Here is a 16,046-nt window from a genome sequence, read left to right on the forward strand (position 1 = left end):
CCTCGTCGAGCGAACCTCACGCGGGTGCCCCCGACCAGCCCGTCTACGCCCCCAGCGCCCGCGCCACCGTGTAGATCAACAGTCCCGCGAGCGAACCGACCACCGTGCCGTTGATCCGGATGAACTGCAGATCGCGGCCGATGTGCGCCTCGATCTTCTTGGTGGTGTGCTCGGCGTCCCAGCCGGCCACGGTGTCCGTGATCAGGGAGGTGATCTCGCGCCGGTAGGTGGTGACCACGTACACCGCGGCCCCCTCCACCCAGCCGTCGACCTTCGCCTGCACCTTCGGGTCGACGGCCATCCGCGCGCCCAGTGACAGCAGCGAGGCCCGCACCCGCAGCCGCAGCTCGCTGCGCTCGTCCTCGGCGGCGGCGACGATCATCGACCGTACGGCGGTCCAGGCGGACGCGATCAGGTCCTGCACCTCGCCGCGCCCCAGCACCTCGCCCTTGAGCCGCTCGACCCGCGCGCGGGTGTCGGTGTCGGACTGGAGGTCGGAGGCGAAGTCCGTCAGGAACCGGTCCAGCGCACCGCGCGCCGGATGGGACGGCATGTCCCGCATCTCGGTGACGAACCGCAGCAGCTCCTTGTAGACCCGCTCGCCGACCTTCTTGTCGACGAACCGCGGGGTCCAGCCGGGCGCGCCGCCCTGCACGGCGTGCATGACCTGCTCGTCGTGGAGGACGAGCCAGTCGTGGGCCCGGGTCACCACCAGGTCGACGACCCGCCGGTGCCCGCCGTCGGCGACGACCTTCTCCAGCATCTTCCCGATGCCGGGCGCGATCTCCTGGGCGTCGGCGCGCCGGGTGATCGCCTCGCCGACCACGGCCTGGACGTCGGAGTCCCGCAGGACGGTCAGGGCGCCCCTGAGCGCGGCCGACAGCTCGGCCGTGACCCGGTCGGCGTGCTCGGGCTCGGCCAGCCAGGCGCCGAGCCGGCTGCCGATCCCGACGGCACGCAGCCGCTGCCGTACGACGTCCTCGGAGAGGAAGTTCTCGCCGACGAACTCGCCCAGTGAGACCCCCAACTGGTCCTTCTTGGTGGGGATGATCGCGGTGTGCGGGATGGGCAGGCCGAGGGGGTGACGGAAGAGGGCGGTGACCGCGAACCAGTCGGCGAGCGCGCCGACCATGCCGGCCTCGGCGGCCGCGGCGACGTAGCCCGCCCAGGGGCCCGCCCCGGAGTTGTGCGCCCACTCGGCCAGGACGTACACGACCGCCACGAGCAGCAGCAGTCCGGTCGCGGTGAGCTTCATGCGCCGCACCCCGCGCTGCTTCTCCAGGTCCGCCTCGCTGAAGGTGTTCATCGCGCGGACGGGCGAGGCGGGGGCGGCACGGCTCGCGGACGGCATCGGTCCGTCCGTCCGCGCCCGTCGCTCCACGTCGGACGGTCCCGTGTCCTCAGGTTTCGTGCGTTCCATCCGCTCCACCCGTTCGGTGATCCTCCACACATTGTCCCTTCCTGACCTACTCCCGGAACGGAACAGGAGTTCCCGGCGTCAATCCGGACGAGGGAACCTGAGGGGGTCACGTCACTTGTCCCCCGGTTCATGCCTCATCATGGGTTGATCAGATCGGAGCCTCGGGCTCCCATCGCCCTAGGAGAACAGCACCACATGACTCGGCGTCATGGTTACGCCCTTCTCGCCGCGATCGTCGCCGTGATCGTGGCCCTGTCCACCGCCATCTACGTCGGAGTGGCGGCCGACAACGGCACCGCGGACCGGACCTCGCTGTCCGGCTCCCGGCCCGCACGCCCCTCCGCCGCACCCGCCTCCGCCGGAGTCTGGGTCGGCACCTGGTCCGCCTCCCCGGTCGGTGCCGAGCCCGGCACCGAGGCCGAGGGCATGACCGGCCGTTCCGTCCGCAACGTCGTCCACACCAGCGTCGGAGGTACGAGTGCCCGCATCACGCTGTCCAATCTCTACGGCCGGACCGCGCTGACCATCACTCACGCCTCCCTCGCCCTGGCCGCCGGCACACGGACCGCCGCGGCGCAGCCCGGGACCATGCGCCGGCTCACGTTCGCCGGGAACACCACCGTCGTCATCGCGGCGGGCGGGCAGGTGCTCAGCGACGCCGTCGCCCTCTCCGTCCCGGCCGGCGGCGACGTCCTGGTCACCACCTACTCCCCCACCCTGTCCGGCCCGGTCACCTACCACCCGACGGCCCGGCAGACGTCGTACGCCGGCGAGGGCGACCTCACCGAGGACGGCAGCGGGACGGGGTACACGCAGCAGGTCGACCACTGGCGGTATCTGACCGCGCTGGACGTGCTCAGCGACGAGGCCGACGGCACGGTGGTCGCGTTCGGCGACTCGCTGACCGACGGCAAGAACTCCACCGCCGACGCGAACGCCCGCTGGCCCGACTTCCTGAACCGGCGCCTTCGGACCGCGCTCGCCGCGGGCCAAAATCTGCCCCGCTACAGCGTGGTCAACGAGGGGATCGGCGGCAACCGGGTCCTCGCGGACGCCCGCGGACGCCCGCTGGAGAACCAGGCCGGCATCCGCCGCTTCCGGCGGGACGTGCTCGACCGGCCCAACGTCAAGATCGTCGTCATCGACCTCGGCATCAACGACATCCTCCGCACACCGGGCACCGTCGACCCCCAGAAGCTCCTCGCCGGCCTGCGCGACCTGGTCCGCCAGGCCCACGCCCGCGGCATCAAGGTCGTCGGCGCGACCCTCATGCCCGTCGGCAGGCGCACCACCTGGACCGAGGCCCGCGAGGGCGTCCGCCAGACCGTCAACGCGGAGATCCGTTCGGGCCGGGTCTACGACGCGGTGATCGACTTCGACAAGGCGCTGAGGGACCCCTACAACCCCCGCAGTCTCCTCGCGATGTACGACTCGGGGGACCGGCTCCACCCCAACGACAAGGGGTACGAGCGGATGGCGGCCGCGTTCGAGCTGCGGTTCCTGAAGGGGTCGACGGCGGCAAGGCTGTAGCCACGGGCCGGCGGGGGGCCGATCACGCCCCCGCCCCCGACCGCTGGTGCTCCCCCGCCCCCGACCGCTCAGTGCTCCCCGCGTCGCAGCTCCCGGGCCGCCTCCCGGCGCTCCAGCCTCTCCTGCCGCCGTTCCTCCCGCAGCCGCTGCCGGTCGGCCTTCCTGAGCTTGCGCTCGACCCCGACCCCGCCCCAGAAGGCGAACCCGGTCACGATCACGCGAGGCGCCCCCGGCTCACCCGGCACGCCCTCCTCGCGCTGGTCGAAGCCGCCCATGATCCCGATCCCGCGCACCACGACCTCCACCCCCGGCGGCACGATCACCTGCAGTCCGCCCATGATCGCGACACAGTTGATCACGACCTCCCGGTCGGCGAAGTTCGCCTCCCGCAGGTCGATCTCCCCGCCGCCCCAGAAGGCGAAGCAGTTGAACCGCCGGGGCACGGTCCACCGCCCCCTGCGCTGGAACCCGGACAGCACGGCGACGGCCCACGTCGAGGAGCCCTCCCCGCCGACGATCCGGGACGCCCAACTCCCGTCCGGCTCGGGCCGCTTCTGCATGTCCACCTTGGGAGCGACCACCTGGCCGACCGGCAGATCCCGGGTGATCGGCGCGAGCTCGCCGTACGTGCGCGCCTTGTACGTCGCCTCCAGCCGCTCCTCGAACTCCTCCATGTCGAGCCGCCCCTCCGCGAGGGCGTCCCGCAGGACCTCGGCGACTCGCTCACGATCGGCGTCGGAAGCACGCAGCTCCGGGAGTTCTTCCGTCATACGAAGCAGCCTACGAGGTACCTCACCGCACGGCTACGACACCGCTTTCTCCGCTTCTCCGGACGGGGGTTCGGGGGCGTCCCCCAATGAATGCAGCATCTTCGCGATCACCGCCTCGATGTCCGGCTCCCGCACCGACAGATCCACCAGCGGATACTCCGCCGCGACCCGCGCCACCAGCGCCGCCGCCGACTCGGACGCCGGGAACGCCAGCCACTGCCGCGGCCCTTCCACCCGCACCACGCGCGCGGGCGCCGCCTCGATCGGCGGCAACTCCCGCTCCAGGTCCACCACCAGCGTGCGCTCGCTCTCGCCCACCTCGTGGAGACCGGCGAGCGGACCGTCGTACATCAGACGGCCGTGGTCGATGACCATCACACGCGAGCAGAGCTGCTCGATGTCCTGGAGGTCATGGGTGGTCAGCAGGACCGTGGTGCCGCGCTCGGAGTTCAACTCGCGCAGGAATCCACGCACCTTGGCCTTGGAGATGACGTCGAGCCCGATGGTCGGCTCGTCCAGGTACAGCACCTCGGGGTCGTGCAGCAGTGCCGCCACGATGTCGCCCCGCATCCGCTGCCCCAGGGACAGCTGGCGCACCGGGACGTCCAACAGCTCGCCCAGTTCGAGGAGTTCGACGCAGCGGTCGAGGTTCTCGCGGTAACGGGCGTCCGGGATGCGGTACATGCGGTGCATCAGCTTGTAGGAGTCGATCAGCGGCAGGTCCCACCACAGGGTCGTGCGCTGCCCGAAGACCACGCCGATGCGGTGGGCCAGGCGCGTGCGCTCACGGGACGGGTCGATGCCCGCCACCCGCAGACGGCCGCCGCTCGGCGTCAGGATGCCCGTCAGCATCTTGATCGTCGTCGACTTCCCGGCGCCGTTCGGGCCGATGTACCCGACCATCTCGCCGCGCGCCACGGTGAAGGAGATCGAGTCGACCGCGCGCACCTGGCGCCGCTCCCGTTTCAGGAAGCCGGTCTTCTTGCGCACGTCGAAGACCTTCTCGACGCGATCCAGTTCGATGAAGGCATCCATCGCCACGTCCACCACTAACTCCCCGTACTCCGATACGACCCGAGCCCCGCCCGCCACGCGAACCCGGCGAGCGCACAGCACGCCACCGCCACCAGCGGCGGTGCGAAGGCCGCCCACGGCGGCAGATCCAGCGGGTACGGCCTGTCCAGCACATAGGAGGCCGGCACCCAGTTGACGAAGGCCAGGGGCAGCACGAACGTCACCCCGCGCACGAAGTCCTTCCCGAACACGCTCGGCGGGTACTGCAGCAGGGTCGTACCGCCGTACGTGAACGCGTTCTGCACCTCGGAGGCGTCCTGCGCGTAGATCTGGAAGGCCGCGCCCGCCACGAACACCGCGCAGAAGATCACCGCGCCGCTGACCACCATCACCGGCACCAGCAGCACCTTCGCCGCGCTCCAGGAGACGTCCACCGAGGCCAGCGCCCAGACCAGCACCACCGTGCCCTGGGTGATCCGGCCCAGCCGGCGCACCGCGAAACGGTCCGCGCCGATCTGCGCGAGCACCGGCGCCGGCCGCACCAGCAGGATGTCGAAGGAGCCGTCACGGATCCGGGAGCCCAGCACGTCCATCGAGCCGAGCACCAGGTCGGCGATCCCGAAGGCGGTCACCGAGAGGCCGTAGAGGAAGGCGATCTCGGGCAGCCCCCAGCCGCCCAGCGAGTCGACCTGCGAGAACATCAGCAGGATCCCGGCGAAGTCCAGGCCGGTCATCAGCAGGTTTCCGCACATCGTGACGACGAAGGAGGTGCGGTAGGTCATGGCGGAGCGGATCCACATGCCCGCGATCAGCCAGTAGGCGCGAACCCCCTCGCCCAGCCGGGACGTCTCAGCCACCCTGCACCACCACCCGCCGCGTCGCCGCCGACTGCAGCAGCCGCCCGGCCGCCAGCAGCACCACCGCCCACGTCGCCTGGAAGGCGTACGCCCCGAGCGGGTCGGTCTCCCCCATCAGCACGTCCGCCGGCATCTGGAGCTGCGCCGCCCACGGCAGCGCCCGCACGATGTCGCCCAGCACCCCCGGGAAGGCGTTGAGCGGGAACACGATGCCCGAGCAGAAGACGCCCGTGATCATCACGGCCTGCATGATGCCCATGCCGTCCATCAGCCAGAACACGCTCAGCGCCGCGAGATAGCGGATCCCGAAGCTGACGATCATCGCGAGCAGCAGCGACACGAACAGGGCCGCCCAGGACATGACGTCGGTGGGCAGCGCCATCGGGAAGAACAGCGCGCCGAAGGCGAAGGGGATCACCCCGCGCCCGATCAGCTGGAACAGCGAGCGGCCCAAGTCGCTCGCCAGCCACCACAGTTGGAGGTCGGCAGGACGGTACAGGTCGACCGCGATCTCACCCGTGCGGATCCGCTCGATCACGTCCTTCTCGGCGCCGCCGCCCTGGAGGGCCAGCGTCGAGTACAGGCACTGCCCCAGCCAGACGTAGGTCACCGCCTGCGCCTGGTCGTAACCTCCCAGGTGAGGCTTCTCGTCCCACAGCGCGAGATACGTGTAGACGAGGATCACACCGAAGACCGTGTTGGTGAACACCCCTGCGAACGTGGCCGCGCGATACGTCGCGTACCGTCTGAATCCCCCTGCCGCGACGGCCGCGTACAACCGCCAGGAACCCACATCAACAGCCCTCCTCGGCGCGCCGACACCAAAGCGCAGGAGCCTAGTGCGCAGGTGATGGGGCGAGCCACCCATTTTCCCGGGCGAGACGCGCGCCATATCCGGGAACGGAACGCATGGTGCGAGAGTCTTCAACAGGGGACGCAGAAGGCGTAACGAGGTCGTACGGGAACGTACGACGCGAAACAGGAGTCCGTGCACGAGATGAGCGACCAGCCGCAGCAGCCGACCGAGGGCTGGGCACCGAGAGAGACGCAGCAGGCTGAAGAGCCCGGCGGGAAGAAGAAGGCCAAGCGGCCCAAGCGGACCGGCTGGCGACGGCTGATCCCGACCTGGCGCATGGTGCTGGGCACCTTCGTCCTCGGGCTGATCGCCCTGGCCGGACTGTTCTACCTCGGCTACTCCATGGTCAAGATCCCGCCGGCCAACGCGCTCGCCACCAAGCAGTCCAACGTCTACCTGTACGCCGACGGCAGCCAGCTCGCCCGCGACGGCGAGGTCAACCGCGAGAACGTCTCCCTCTCGCAGGTCTCCAAGGACGCCCAGCACGCCGTCCTCGCCGCCGAGGACCGCGACTTCTACACCGAGTCCGCGATCGACCCGAAGGCCATGCTGCGGGCCGCGTGGAACACCGCGACCGGCAAGGGCAAGCAGTCCGGTTCGACGATCACCCAGCAGTACGTGAAGAACTACTACCTGGCCCAGGAGCAGACGGTCACCCGCAAGGCCAAGGAGTTCTTCATCTCGATCAAGCTGGACCGCGAGAAGTCAAAGGACGAGATCCTCGAGGGCTACCTCAACACCAGCTACTTCGGCCGCAACGCCTACGGCATCCAGGCCGCCGCCCAGGCCTACTACGGCGTCGACGCCGTGGACCTCGACCCGGCCCACGCCGCCTACCTCGCCGCGCTGGTCAACGCCCCGAGCGAGTACGACGTCGTCGCACACCCCGAGAACAAGGCGGCGGCCGAGGCCCGCTGGAACTACGTCCTGGACGGCATGGTCAAGAAGGGCTGGCTCGCCCAGTCCGCGCGCACCGGCCTGAAGTTCCCGATGCCCAAGGAGCAGACCCTCTCCACCGGTCTGTCCGGGCAGCGCGGCTACATCAAGGACGCCGTCGAGGACTACATCATCAACAACAAGATCCTCACCAAGGACCAGTTGGAGGCGGGCGGCTACCGCATCACCACCACCCTGCAGAAGAGCAAGCAGGACGCCTTCGTGAAGGCGGTCAACGACCAGGTGATGAAGAAGCTCGACAAGAAGGACAACAAGGTCGACAACTACGTCCGCGCGGGCGGCGCCTCCGTCGACCCGAAGACCGGCAAGGTCGTCGCGATGTACGGCGGCATCGACTACGTCAAGCAGTACACGAACGGCGCGACCCGCGGCGACTTCCAGGTCGGCTCCATCTTCAAGCCCATCGTGTTCGCCTCGGCCGTCCAGAACGACTCCGAGACGCAGGACGGCCAGACCATCACCCCGAACACCTACTACGACGGCACCAACAAGCGTCCGGTCGTGGGCTGGAGCGGCGGCAACTACGCCCCCGAGAACGAGGACCAGGGCTCCTACGGCGAGATCACCGTGCGCGAGGCCACCGACAAGTCCGTCAACTCGGTGTACGCGCAGATGGCCGTCGACGTCGGCTCCGACAAGGTCAAGCAGACCGCGATCGACCTGGGCATCCCGGCCGACACCCCGGACCTGACCGCGACCCCCTCGATCGCGCTGGGTGTGAACACCGCGAGCGTCCTCGACATGGCGGAGGCCTACGCGACACTCGCCAACCACGGCAGGCACGGCACGTACACGATGATCGACAAGATCACCAAGGACGGCCAGGAGACCGTGGAGCTGCCCGCTCAGAAGACCCGTCAGGCCATCAGCCGCGAGGCCGCCGACACCACCACCTCGATCCTGCAGAGCGTCGTCGAGAACGGCACCGCCACCGCCGCCCAGGGCGCGGACCGCCCCGCCGCGGGCAAGACCGGTACCGCCGAGGAGGACACCGCGGCCTGGTTCGCCGGCTACACCCCCGAACTCGCCACGGTCGTCTCCGTGATGGGCCAGGACCCGGTGACCGCCGCGCACAAGTCGCTGTACGGCGCCATGGGCCTGGAGCGCGTCAACGGCGGCGGGCCGCCCGCCGAGATCTGGGCGCAGTACACCAAGGCCGCCCTCAAGGGGAAGTCGGTCAGCGACTTCGACCTCGAACTCCAGCCGGGCGCCGAGCAGCGGGCCCCGAGCACCCAGGCCCCCGTCGACCCGAGCACCGAGGGCCAGGACAACGGCGGCGCCACGGGCGACACCACCGGCGGCCAGGAGACCCCGGGCCAGACGCAGGGGCAGACCCAGGGCCAGTCCCAGGGGCAGACCCAGGGCCAGGACAACGGCGGCACCACCGGCGACACCACGACCGGCGGCGACACCGGCGGCACGACGACCGACGGCGGCACGACGACGGGCGGCACCGCCGGGGACACCTCGACCGGTGGCGGCACGACCGACGGCGGCACCACGGGTGACGCGACCGGAGGCACCACCGGGGACTCACCGAGCGGCGGCGCGGCGACCGGCGGCCAGAACCTGGTGGGCACGACCCGGCGGGAGTGACCGCGCCTCAGTGCCCGCGGTCGCCCCTCAGTGACCGGAGGTCGCCTTCAGCCCCACGACGGCGACCACCAGCAGACAGACGAAGAAGATCCGGGCGGCGGTGACCGGCTCACCCAGCACCACCATGCCGAGCACCGCCGCCCCGGCCGCCCCGATCCCGACCCAGACGCCGTAGGCGGTACCGATGGGCAGGGACTTGGCGGCGTACGACAGCAGCAGCATGCTGGCGACGATGCCCGCGCCGGTGAACAGGCTCGGCACGAGCCGGGTGAAACCGTCGGTGTACTTCATGCCGACCGCCCAGCCGACCTCGAGCAGACCGGCGACGACGAGCAGAACCCAGGCCATGACGAGCACCTCCGAGACTTCGATCTCTGACAGGGAGTGCGTCGTCTTTGCCTACGGCTGTTTCCCGTCCCGGTACGGCGCGTCTCGTCGGGCTGGCACTTTCAAAACTAGCAAAGGAACGACAAAAAGGGCTGGTGACGATGGTCACCAGCCCTTTTGAACCGCTGAATCAGAGGTAGAGGCCGGTCGAGTCCTCGGAGCCCTCGAACCGGTCGGCCGCCACCGCGTGCAGATCGCGCTCACGCATCAGGACGTACCCGGTCCCGCGCACCTCGACCTCGGCCCGGTCCTCCGGGTCGTACAGCACCCGGTCCCCGGGCTCCACGGTCCGTACGTTCTGACCCACGGCGACGACCTCGGCCCAGGCCAGCCGGCGTCCGACGGCCGCGGTGGCGGGGATGAGGATGCCGCCGCCCGACCGCCGCTCGCCCTCGCCGTTCTCCTGCCGGACCAGTACGCGGTCGTGCAGCATCCGGATGGGCAGCTTGTCGTGCGGGGTGTCGTTTCTCTTGGCGCTCACGCCACTGAACCTACCTGTCCTCGGCGGCCGTGTACGCGGCCGGGTCAGCCCTTGCGGCGCCGGGTTCCCAGGGCGAGCAGCCCCACGAGTCCCACGGCGACGAGGGCGACGGGCACGACACGCTCCAGACGGGGAGCGCCGTCCTCGTCCACGAACTGGGCCTTCACGTCGGTGACCGCCTTGTTGACGGAGACGTAGGCCCGCCCGAGCGTGTGGTCGATGTTGGAGACTACTTTGGCCTTGGCATCGCCGACGATCGTCTTCGGGTGCACCCGCACCCCGATCTCGTCGAGCGTCTCGGCCAGCATGTCGCGGCGGCGCTTGATGTCCGCCTCGATCTGCGCCGGGGTTCTGATGTCCGACGTGTCCGCCACGGTAGAGCCTCCGGGGTCGCTTCTGCTTGTCCTGGACAGTCTGTCAGTTCCGCGCGCGACTGCACTGTCAGGACCCCCGGTTACTCTGGCCCAATGAGCGAGCGACTCCAGCCCGGGGACGTGGCCCCCGCCTTCACCCTGCCCGACGCCGACGGCCACGAGGTGTCCCTGTCGGACCACAAGGGCCGCAAGGTCATCGTCTACTTCTACCCGGCCGCGCTGACCCCCGGCTGCACGAAGCAGGCCTGCGACTTCACGGACAACCTGGAGGTGCTGGCCGGCGCGGGCTACGACGTCATCGGCGTCTCCCCGGACGCTCCGGAGAAGCTGGCGAAGTTCCGCGAGAAGGAGTCCCTGAAGGTCACCCTCCTCGCCGACCCGGAGAAGACCGTGACCGAGGCCTACGGCGCCTACGGCGAGAAGAAGAACTACGGCAAGACCTACATGGGCGTCATCCGCTCCACGATCATCGTGGACGAGGAGGGCAAGGTCGAACGGGCCCTGTACAACGTCCGCGCGACGGGCCACGTGGCGAAGATCATCAAGGACCTGGGTATCTGAGCCCCCACGTCCCCCTGCCGAGCGGCTCGCACCGGAACACCCGGGGCGAGCCGCTTTACGTTTCGGGCGTGACTGTCCGATAAGCGGTTCGTTACTCCGTACGAGGTCGCGAACATGCGGTCGGGGACGGAGGGGGTTCGGTGGGGGCCAGTGCGTACACCAGGGAGCGACTGGAGGAGGCGGCTCGGGGAGCTCGGACCTTGTCCGAGGCGTTGCAGAGGTTGGGGGTGGATCCGCGGAGTTCGACTCGGCGGTACGTCGCCGAGCGGATGAAGAAGCTGGGCGTGGACATCTCGCACTTCGAGCGGGAGGGGGTGAAGTGGACGCGGGAGATCCTCCAGGAAGCCGTCTCGGCGTCGACGAACATGTGCGAGGTGCTGCGTCGGCTGGGACTCGAGGTGGTGGGCGGGCACCACACACACATCAGCCGGCGGATCAAGGCGTACGGCATCGATGTCTCGCACTTCCAGGTGCCGATCCAGCGGGGGGACGCGTTGCGTCGCCGGACGCCGGGCGAACTGCTCACCGAGCAGCCCGCGGACAACGCCCGGCGCATCCATAGCGATCGCCTCAGGCGGGCGATGACGAGCGTCGGTGTACCCGAGCGGTGTGCCCTGTGTGGTGTCGAAGCAGTCTGGCGGGGGTATCCGCTGCCCCTCGAGGTCGACCACATCGACGGCAACTGGCGGGACAACCGCGCCGAGAACCTGCGGCTTCTGTGCCCCAACTGCCACTCGACAACGGACAATTACCGCGGGCGCGGCAAGGGGCGCGCTTCATGAGCAGCGGTGTGCAGTACACCCGGGAGCGGCTGGCCGAAGCCGCAGCACGGTGCTCCGACATCGAAGAGGTCATCGCCTTCTTCGGTACCCAGCCGTACACCACACTCCGCCGCTACCTCATCCGACGGTTCGCGCACTTCGGCATCGACGTCTCGCACTTCAGCCCCAACGGCGGGCAGCGCCGCCCCACCCCCGACGACTTGCGCGGCGCAATCGCCAGGTCCAAATCCATCGCGGAGGCGCTGCGCCGCTTGGAGCGCCCGGACAACGGCAGGCAGCGCGCGCTGTTACGTCAGTGGGTCGCCGAGGAGGGCCTCACAACTGCGCACTTCTTGGGGCAAGCCCATCAACGAGGGAAGACTCGCCCAGCCGTCCTCAAGCACCCGGAGGAGATCCTGGTACAACACGACGGCAGGCGCCGAACGAGGACCCACCTGCTGCGCCGTGCTCTGTGCGAAGTCGGCGTCCCCGAAGAGTGTGCGGACTGCGGCGTCGGCCCCGAATGGCTCGGCAAGCCCATGACCCTGGAGGTCGATCACATCAACGGGGACTGGAGCGACGACCGGCGCGAGAACCTGCGGTTGCTCTGCCCCAACTGCCACGCGATCACCAGCACCTGGTGCAGGGGAGGCAACAGGCGCCGAGCGGCTCCCGGTACGATGGCAGACGCCTAGCGGCGGTGGTGCAATGGCGACACAGCAGACTTAGGATCTGTGGCCCTTGATCGGGCTTGAGGGTTCGAATCCCTTCCGCCGCACACAAACGGCCTGCGAATCGAAGGATCGATGCGCAGGCCGTTTCCGTACGCACCTCAGCCCGACAACTCCCGCACCACCGGCACCAACGCCCGAAACGCCTGCCCCCGGTGGCTGATCGCGTTCTTCTCCTCCGCCGTCAGCTCGGCGCAGGTCCGTGTCTCGCCGTCCGGCTGGAGGATCGGGTCGTAGCCGAAGCCGTTCGTGCCCACAGGGGCGTGGCGCAGGACGCCCCGCAGCCGGCCCTCGACGACCCGCTCCGTACCGTCCGGCAGGGCGAGTGCCGCCGCGCAGGCGAAGTGGGCGCCGCGGTGTTCGTCGGCGATGTCCGACAGTTGGGCCAGGAGCAGGTTCAGGTTCGCGACGTCGTCTCCGTGCGTCCCTGACCAGCGGGCCGAGAAGATGCCGGGGGCGCCGTTGAGGACGTCCACGCAGAGGCCCGAGTCGTCGGCGATCGCCGGCAGGCCCGTGGCCTGGGCGAGGGCGTGGGCCTTGAGGAGGGCGTTCTCGGCGAAGGTGACGCCGGTTTCCTTGACGTCGGGGATCTCGGGGTACGCGTCCGCGCCGACGAGGTCGAAGGGCAGACCTGCGTCGGCGAGGATCGCGTGGAGCTCGTTGATTTTCCCGGCGTTGCGGGTGGCGAGGATCAGGCGGGTCATGCCCACCAGTATTACGGCGTGCAGACCTTGGTCAGTTCGCCGGCCGCGTCGGTGATGGGGCTCAGGTCCGGGGTCTCGTCGCCGTTCTTGACGGCCGTACGGACGTTGGTCACGGCTGTGCCGAGGTTGTCGACGGCCTGGTTGACGTCGGCGTTGTCGGTCTTGTCGCCGATCTCGTCGAGGTTCTGGTCGATGGAGGTGAGGGCCTCGTCGATCTGGGTGGGGTCGTTCGACGCGTTCTCGACGGCCTGCTGGAGGTCGGTGACGCTGTCGGCGACGGCCTCGGCGGTCTGGACGCAGTCCAGGGCCTTGCTGACGGCGTCGCAGCCTGTGGTGAGGCCGACCGTGAGTCCTACGGCGGCCACCGCTGCGGCGATGGTGACAAGGCGACTACGGCGGCGTCGGCTGGCGGCCATGGATCTGTTCCCTCCCTGTGGCAGGCCTCAGGAGGCCCCCGTTGACTGGCCGGGCGCCCGTTGTGCACAGCGGGCGCCCGTACTCCCGAAGACGCCGGGACGGCCGGTCGGGTTGCGCGTACCGGCCCACCGTTCTTGGCGGTCCCTTTACCTTTCGAGGACCGTATCAAGCGCCTTGCTCTGCAGGGCGGCGAGTTCGGAGCAGCCGAGGACGGCGAGGTCGAGGAGGGAGTTGAGCTCGTCGCGGGCGAAGGGTTCGGCTTCGGCGGTGCCCTGGACCTCGACGAAGCGGCCGTCTCCGGTGCAGACGACGTTCATGTCGGTGTCGGCCTTGACGTCCTCCTCGTAGCGGAGGTCGAGCAGGGGGACTCCGCCGACGATGCCCACGGAGACCGCGCTGACGGTTCCGGTCAGGGGTTTGCGGCCGGCCTTGATCAGCTTCTTGCCCTGGGCCCAGGAGACGGCGTCCGCCAGTGCCACGTAGGCGCCGGTGATGGCCGCGGTGCGGGTGCCGCCGTCGGCCTGGAGGACGTCGCAGTCGAGGACGATGGTGTTCTCGCCGAGCGCCTTGTAGTCGATGACCGCGCGCAGGGAGCGACCGATGAGGCGGCTGATCTCGTGCGTGCGGCCGCCGATCTTGCCGCGGACGGATTCGCGGTCGCCGCGGGTGTTGGTGGCGCGGGGCAGCATGGAGTACTCGGCGGTCACCCAGCCCTCGCCGCTGCCTTTGCGCCAGCGGGGGACGCCTTCGGTGACGGAGGCGGTGCAGAAGACCTTGGTGTCGCCGAAGGAGACGAGGACGGAGCCCTCGGCGTGCTTGCTCCAGCCGCGTTCGATGGTGACAGGGCGGAGTTGTTCGGGGGTGCGGCCGTCGATTCGAGACATGGCGCCGAGCCTATCGGCACCAGGGGAAAGGGCCCCTCCCGCGGTGGGAAGGGGCCCTTTCAAGTGAACGGGTGGTTCACATCATGTCCTCGATCTCCGCGGCGATCGGGTCGGCGTCGGTGCCGATGACGACCTGGATCGCGGTGCCCATCTTGACGACGCCGTGGGCGCCTGCGGCTTTGAGGGCGGCTTCGTCGACCTTGCCCGCGTCGACGACCTCGGTGCGCAGGCGGGTGATGCAGCCCTCGACCTCTTCGATGTTCTCGATGCCGCCGAGTCCGGCGACGATCTTCTCTGCCTTGGTGGCCATGTCGGTCTCCTCACGCACAGTTGGCCCAACTTCGCGAGCGATTGCGCCGTACGTACCGAAAGATGACGTCACAGCAACCCAATCGTCCGTGACTGGTCTACACCACCTGACAGGCGGTCGCCAACTCATGAGCCAGCCCTCAAGCGCCGAGACCGAGGTCTCTCCCGCGCGCCGACGGTGGCAGTCGGCGTTCCAGGGACTGCAGAAGATGGGCCGCAGTCTGCAGCTGCCCATCGCCGTGCTGCCGGCCGCGGGCATCCTCAACCGGCTGGGCCAGCCGGATGTGTTCGGGGACGACGGCCTGGGGTGGACGAACGTCTCCAAGGTGATGGCGGGAGCGGGCGGTGCGCTGCTCGACGGTTCGCTGGGGCTGCCGCTGCTGTTCTGCGTGGGTGTGTCGATCGGGATGGCGAAGAAGTCTGACGGGTCGACGGCGCTGGCCGCGGTGGCCGGATTCCTGGTCTATTTCTCGGTGTTGCGGCAGTTTCCGGAGGACTGTCCGAGCGGGTCGACGACCGTGCAGGGCATCGGGTGCCAGGCGACGGTGGACCACACGGTGGTGTCGTTCACCTATCAGAACCCGGGGGTGTTCGGCGGCATCGTGATGGGGCTGCTGACGGCGTTCTTCTGGCAGCGGTACCACCGCACCAAGTTGGTGGACTGGCTCGGGTTCTTCAACGGGCGGCGGCTGGTGCCGATCATCATGGCGTTCGTGGCGATCGCCTTCGCGGCGCTGTGTCTGTGGGTGTGGCCGCCGATCGGGAACGGGCTGGAGAACTTCAGCGACTGGCTGAAGGGCGCGGGGTCGTGGGGTGCGGGGCTGTTCGGTGTCGCGAACCGGGCGTTGCTGGTGATCGGTCTGCACCAGTTCCTGAACGTGCCCATCTGGTTCCAGTTCGGGACGTACACCAAGCCTGACGGCTCCCAGGTGCACGGTGACATCAACATGTTCCTGGCGGGCGATCCGAACGCGGGGCAGTTCACCTCGGGGTTCTTCCCGATCATGATGTTCGCGCTGCCGGCCGCCGCGCTGGCGATCACGCACTGCGCGAAGCCGGCCCGCCGCAAGGAGGTGGGCGGTCTGATGCTCTCGGTGGCCCTGACCTCTTTCGTGACGGGGATCACCGAGCCGATCGAGTACTCGTTCCTGTTCATCGCGCCGCTGTTGTACGTGGTGCACGCGGTGCTGACGGGTGTGTCGATGGCGGTGACGTGGGGGCTCGGGGTGCACGACGGATTCAGTTTCTCGGCCGGGCTCATCGACTACGTCATCAACTGGAATCTGGCGACGAAGCCGTGGGCGATCATCCCGATCGGCCTGTGCTTCGCGGCCGTCTACTACGCGATCTTCCGGTTCGCCATCACCAGGTTCGACCTGAAGACGCCGGGCAGGGAGCCCGAGGAGGAGGTCGAGGACGTCACCAAGCTGTAGTCCT

18 protein-coding genes and 1 tRNA gene are annotated in these 16,046 nt (G+C 69.2%); 7 read left to right on the top strand and 12 right to left on the bottom strand.

Annotation, left to right across the window (positions count from 1 at the left end; translation table 11 throughout):
* Positions 1 to 43: 43 nt before the first annotated feature.
* Entirely contained in the window at positions 44 to 1,420 is a 1,377-nt protein-coding gene (locus tag IOD14_RS38890; protein ID WP_249126177.1) for a DUF445 domain-containing protein, read from the bottom strand.
* Between the two features lie 195 nt (positions 1,421 to 1,615).
* On the opposite strand from IOD14_RS38890, the gene IOD14_RS38895 reads away from it, so the two are divergent.
* The gene (locus IOD14_RS38895) at positions 1,616 to 2,950 is read left to right on the top strand and encodes an SGNH/GDSL hydrolase family protein (protein WP_212672772.1); all 1,335 of its coding nucleotides are present in this window, start codon (positions 1,616 to 1,618) and stop codon (positions 2,948 to 2,950) included.
* Between the two features lie 68 nt (positions 2,951 to 3,018).
* On the opposite strand, the gene IOD14_RS38900 is transcribed toward IOD14_RS38895, so the two are convergent.
* Genes IOD14_RS38900 through IOD14_RS38915 form a run of 4 tightly spaced genes read right to left on the bottom strand, consistent with a single transcriptional unit; the run spans position 3,019 to position 6,384 of the window.
* Positions 3,019 to 3,720 (bottom strand): DUF1707 domain-containing protein, encoded by a 702-nt coding sequence (locus tag IOD14_RS38900; RefSeq protein ID WP_123989580.1) that lies wholly within the window; start codon positions 3,718 to 3,720, stop codon positions 3,019 to 3,021.
* A gap of 33 nt (positions 3,721 to 3,753) precedes the next feature.
* Entirely contained in the window at positions 3,754 to 4,755 is a 1,002-nt protein-coding gene (locus IOD14_RS38905; protein WP_123992668.1) for an ATP-binding cassette domain-containing protein, read from the bottom strand.
* A 14-nt stretch (positions 4,756 to 4,769) separates the two neighbouring features.
* Complete coding sequence (locus IOD14_RS38910) at positions 4,770 to 5,591, bottom strand: ABC transporter permease (RefSeq protein WP_212672773.1); 822 nt, start codon at positions 5,589 to 5,591, stop codon at positions 4,770 to 4,772.
* The gene (locus IOD14_RS38915; protein WP_123989582.1) at positions 5,584 to 6,384 is read right to left on the bottom strand and encodes an ABC-2 family transporter protein; all 801 of its coding nucleotides are present in this window, start codon (positions 6,382 to 6,384) and stop codon (positions 5,584 to 5,586) included. The genes IOD14_RS38910 and IOD14_RS38915 overlap by 8 nt, the downstream gene beginning before the upstream one ends.
* 204 nt (positions 6,385 to 6,588) lie before the next feature.
* Here IOD14_RS38915 and IOD14_RS38920 point away from each other — a divergent pair, with 204 nt between their 5' ends.
* Complete coding sequence (locus IOD14_RS38920) at positions 6,589 to 9,000, top strand: transglycosylase domain-containing protein (protein ID WP_212672774.1); 2,412 nt, start codon at positions 6,589 to 6,591, stop codon at positions 8,998 to 9,000.
* Positions 9,001 to 9,027: 27 nt separating this feature from the next.
* On the opposite strand, the gene sugE is transcribed toward IOD14_RS38920, so the two are convergent.
* The 3 genes from sugE to IOD14_RS38935 all read right to left on the bottom strand — a co-directional run bounded on the left by sugE (position 9,028) and on the right by IOD14_RS38935 (position 10,242).
* Positions 9,028 to 9,348, bottom strand: a complete 321-nt coding sequence (gene sugE / locus IOD14_RS38925; protein WP_123989584.1) for a quaternary ammonium compound efflux SMR transporter SugE — start codon at positions 9,346 to 9,348, stop codon at positions 9,028 to 9,030.
* A 169-nt stretch (positions 9,349 to 9,517) separates the two neighbouring features.
* Positions 9,518 to 9,868 (bottom strand): co-chaperone GroES, encoded by a 351-nt coding sequence (locus IOD14_RS38930; protein WP_123761009.1) that lies wholly within the window; start codon positions 9,866 to 9,868, stop codon positions 9,518 to 9,520.
* Positions 9,869 to 9,912: 44 nt separating this feature from the next.
* Entirely contained in the window at positions 9,913 to 10,242 is a 330-nt protein-coding gene (locus IOD14_RS38935) for a DUF3618 domain-containing protein (RefSeq protein ID WP_123989585.1), read from the bottom strand.
* 93 nt (positions 10,243 to 10,335) lie between these two features.
* Here IOD14_RS38935 and bcp point away from each other — a divergent pair, with 93 nt between their 5' ends.
* The 4 genes from bcp (at position 10,336) to IOD14_RS38955 (ending at position 12,342) form a co-directional block, all read left to right on the top strand.
* The gene (bcp, locus tag IOD14_RS38940) at positions 10,336 to 10,803 is read left to right on the top strand and encodes a thioredoxin-dependent thiol peroxidase (RefSeq protein ID WP_123989586.1); all 468 of its coding nucleotides are present in this window, start codon (positions 10,336 to 10,338) and stop codon (positions 10,801 to 10,803) included.
* Positions 10,804 to 10,943: 140 nt separating this feature from the next.
* On the top strand, positions 10,944 to 11,585 hold the full coding sequence (locus IOD14_RS38945; protein WP_123989587.1) for an HNH endonuclease signature motif containing protein: 642 nt from the start codon (positions 10,944 to 10,946) through the stop codon (positions 11,583 to 11,585).
* On the top strand, positions 11,582 to 12,259 hold the full coding sequence (locus IOD14_RS38950; protein ID WP_212672775.1) for an HNH endonuclease: 678 nt from the start codon (positions 11,582 to 11,584) through the stop codon (positions 12,257 to 12,259). Before IOD14_RS38945 ends, IOD14_RS38950 begins: the two co-directional genes overlap by 4 nt.
* Positions 12,259 to 12,342: transfer RNA gene (locus IOD14_RS38955), tRNA-Leu, on the top strand. The genes IOD14_RS38950 and IOD14_RS38955 overlap by 1 nt, the downstream gene beginning before the upstream one ends.
* 54 nt (positions 12,343 to 12,396) lie before the next feature.
* Here the strand turns inward: IOD14_RS38955 and rdgB are convergent.
* The 4 genes from rdgB to IOD14_RS38975 form a co-directional block, all read right to left on the bottom strand.
* The gene (gene rdgB, locus IOD14_RS38960; RefSeq protein ID WP_212672776.1) at positions 12,397 to 12,999 is read right to left on the bottom strand and encodes an RdgB/HAM1 family non-canonical purine NTP pyrophosphatase; all 603 of its coding nucleotides are present in this window, start codon (positions 12,997 to 12,999) and stop codon (positions 12,397 to 12,399) included.
* 11 nt (positions 13,000 to 13,010) lie between these two features.
* Positions 13,011 to 13,415 carry a hypothetical protein gene (locus tag IOD14_RS38965; protein ID WP_123989590.1) on the bottom strand — a complete coding sequence of 135 codons (405 nt, stop codon included), beginning with the start codon at positions 13,413 to 13,415 and terminating at the stop codon, positions 13,011 to 13,013.
* A 147-nt stretch (positions 13,416 to 13,562) separates the two neighbouring features.
* Positions 13,563 to 14,300, bottom strand: a complete 738-nt coding sequence (rph, locus tag IOD14_RS38970; protein ID WP_123989591.1) for a ribonuclease PH — start codon at positions 14,298 to 14,300, stop codon at positions 13,563 to 13,565.
* 76 nt (positions 14,301 to 14,376) lie between these two features.
* Entirely contained in the window at positions 14,377 to 14,610 is a 234-nt protein-coding gene (locus IOD14_RS38975) for a PTS glucose/sucrose transporter subunit IIB (protein ID WP_123989592.1), read from the bottom strand.
* 127 nt (positions 14,611 to 14,737) lie between these two features.
* Here IOD14_RS38975 and IOD14_RS38980 point away from each other — a divergent pair, with 127 nt between their 5' ends.
* Positions 14,738 to 16,042, top strand: coding sequence for a PTS transporter subunit EIIC (locus tag IOD14_RS38980; RefSeq protein ID WP_212672777.1), 1,305 nt, complete (start codon positions 14,738 to 14,740; stop codon positions 16,040 to 16,042).
* Positions 16,043 to 16,046 lie beyond the last annotated feature (4 nt).

Origin of the sequence: Streptomyces sp. A2-16 (genome assembly GCF_018128905.1) — a bacterium.
Lineage (GTDB): Bacteria > Actinomycetota > Actinomycetes > Streptomycetales > Streptomycetaceae > Streptomyces.

Excerpts from the sequence above, each read along its gene's own strand:
- bcp (WP_123989586.1), top strand. The coding sequence starts at position 10,336 with ATGAGCGAGCGACTCCAGCCCGGGGACGTGGCCCCCGCCTTCACCCTG.
- rdgB (WP_212672776.1), bottom strand. The coding sequence starts at position 12,999 with ATGACCCGCCTGATCCTCGCCACCCGCAACGCCGGGAAAATCAACGAG.
- IOD14_RS38975 (WP_123989592.1), bottom strand. The coding sequence starts at position 14,610 with ATGGCCACCAAGGCAGAGAAGATCGTCGCCGGACTCGGCGGCATCGAG.
- IOD14_RS38950 (WP_212672775.1), top strand. The coding sequence starts at position 11,582 with ATGAGCAGCGGTGTGCAGTACACCCGGGAGCGGCTGGCCGAAGCCGCA.
- IOD14_RS38895 (WP_212672772.1), top strand. The coding sequence starts at position 1,616 with ATGACTCGGCGTCATGGTTACGCCCTTCTCGCCGCGATCGTCGCCGTG.
- IOD14_RS38920 (WP_212672774.1), top strand. The coding sequence starts at position 6,589 with ATGAGCGACCAGCCGCAGCAGCCGACCGAGGGCTGGGCACCGAGAGAG.
- IOD14_RS38980 (WP_212672777.1), top strand. The coding sequence starts at position 14,738 with ATGAGCCAGCCCTCAAGCGCCGAGACCGAGGTCTCTCCCGCGCGCCGA.
- IOD14_RS38890 (WP_249126177.1), bottom strand. The coding sequence starts at position 1,420 with ATGGAACGCACGAAACCTGAGGACACGGGACCGTCCGACGTGGAGCGA.
- sugE (WP_123989584.1), bottom strand. The coding sequence starts at position 9,348 with ATGGCCTGGGTTCTGCTCGTCGTCGCCGGTCTGCTCGAGGTCGGCTGG.
- IOD14_RS38965 (WP_123989590.1), bottom strand. The coding sequence starts at position 13,415 with ATGGCCGCCAGCCGACGCCGCCGTAGTCGCCTTGTCACCATCGCCGCA.
- IOD14_RS38900 (WP_123989580.1), bottom strand. The coding sequence starts at position 3,720 with ATGACGGAAGAACTCCCGGAGCTGCGTGCTTCCGACGCCGATCGTGAG.
- rph (WP_123989591.1), bottom strand. The coding sequence starts at position 14,300 with ATGTCTCGAATCGACGGCCGCACCCCCGAACAACTCCGCCCTGTCACC.
- IOD14_RS38905 (WP_123992668.1), bottom strand. The coding sequence starts at position 4,755 with ATGGATGCCTTCATCGAACTGGATCGCGTCGAGAAGGTCTTCGACGTG.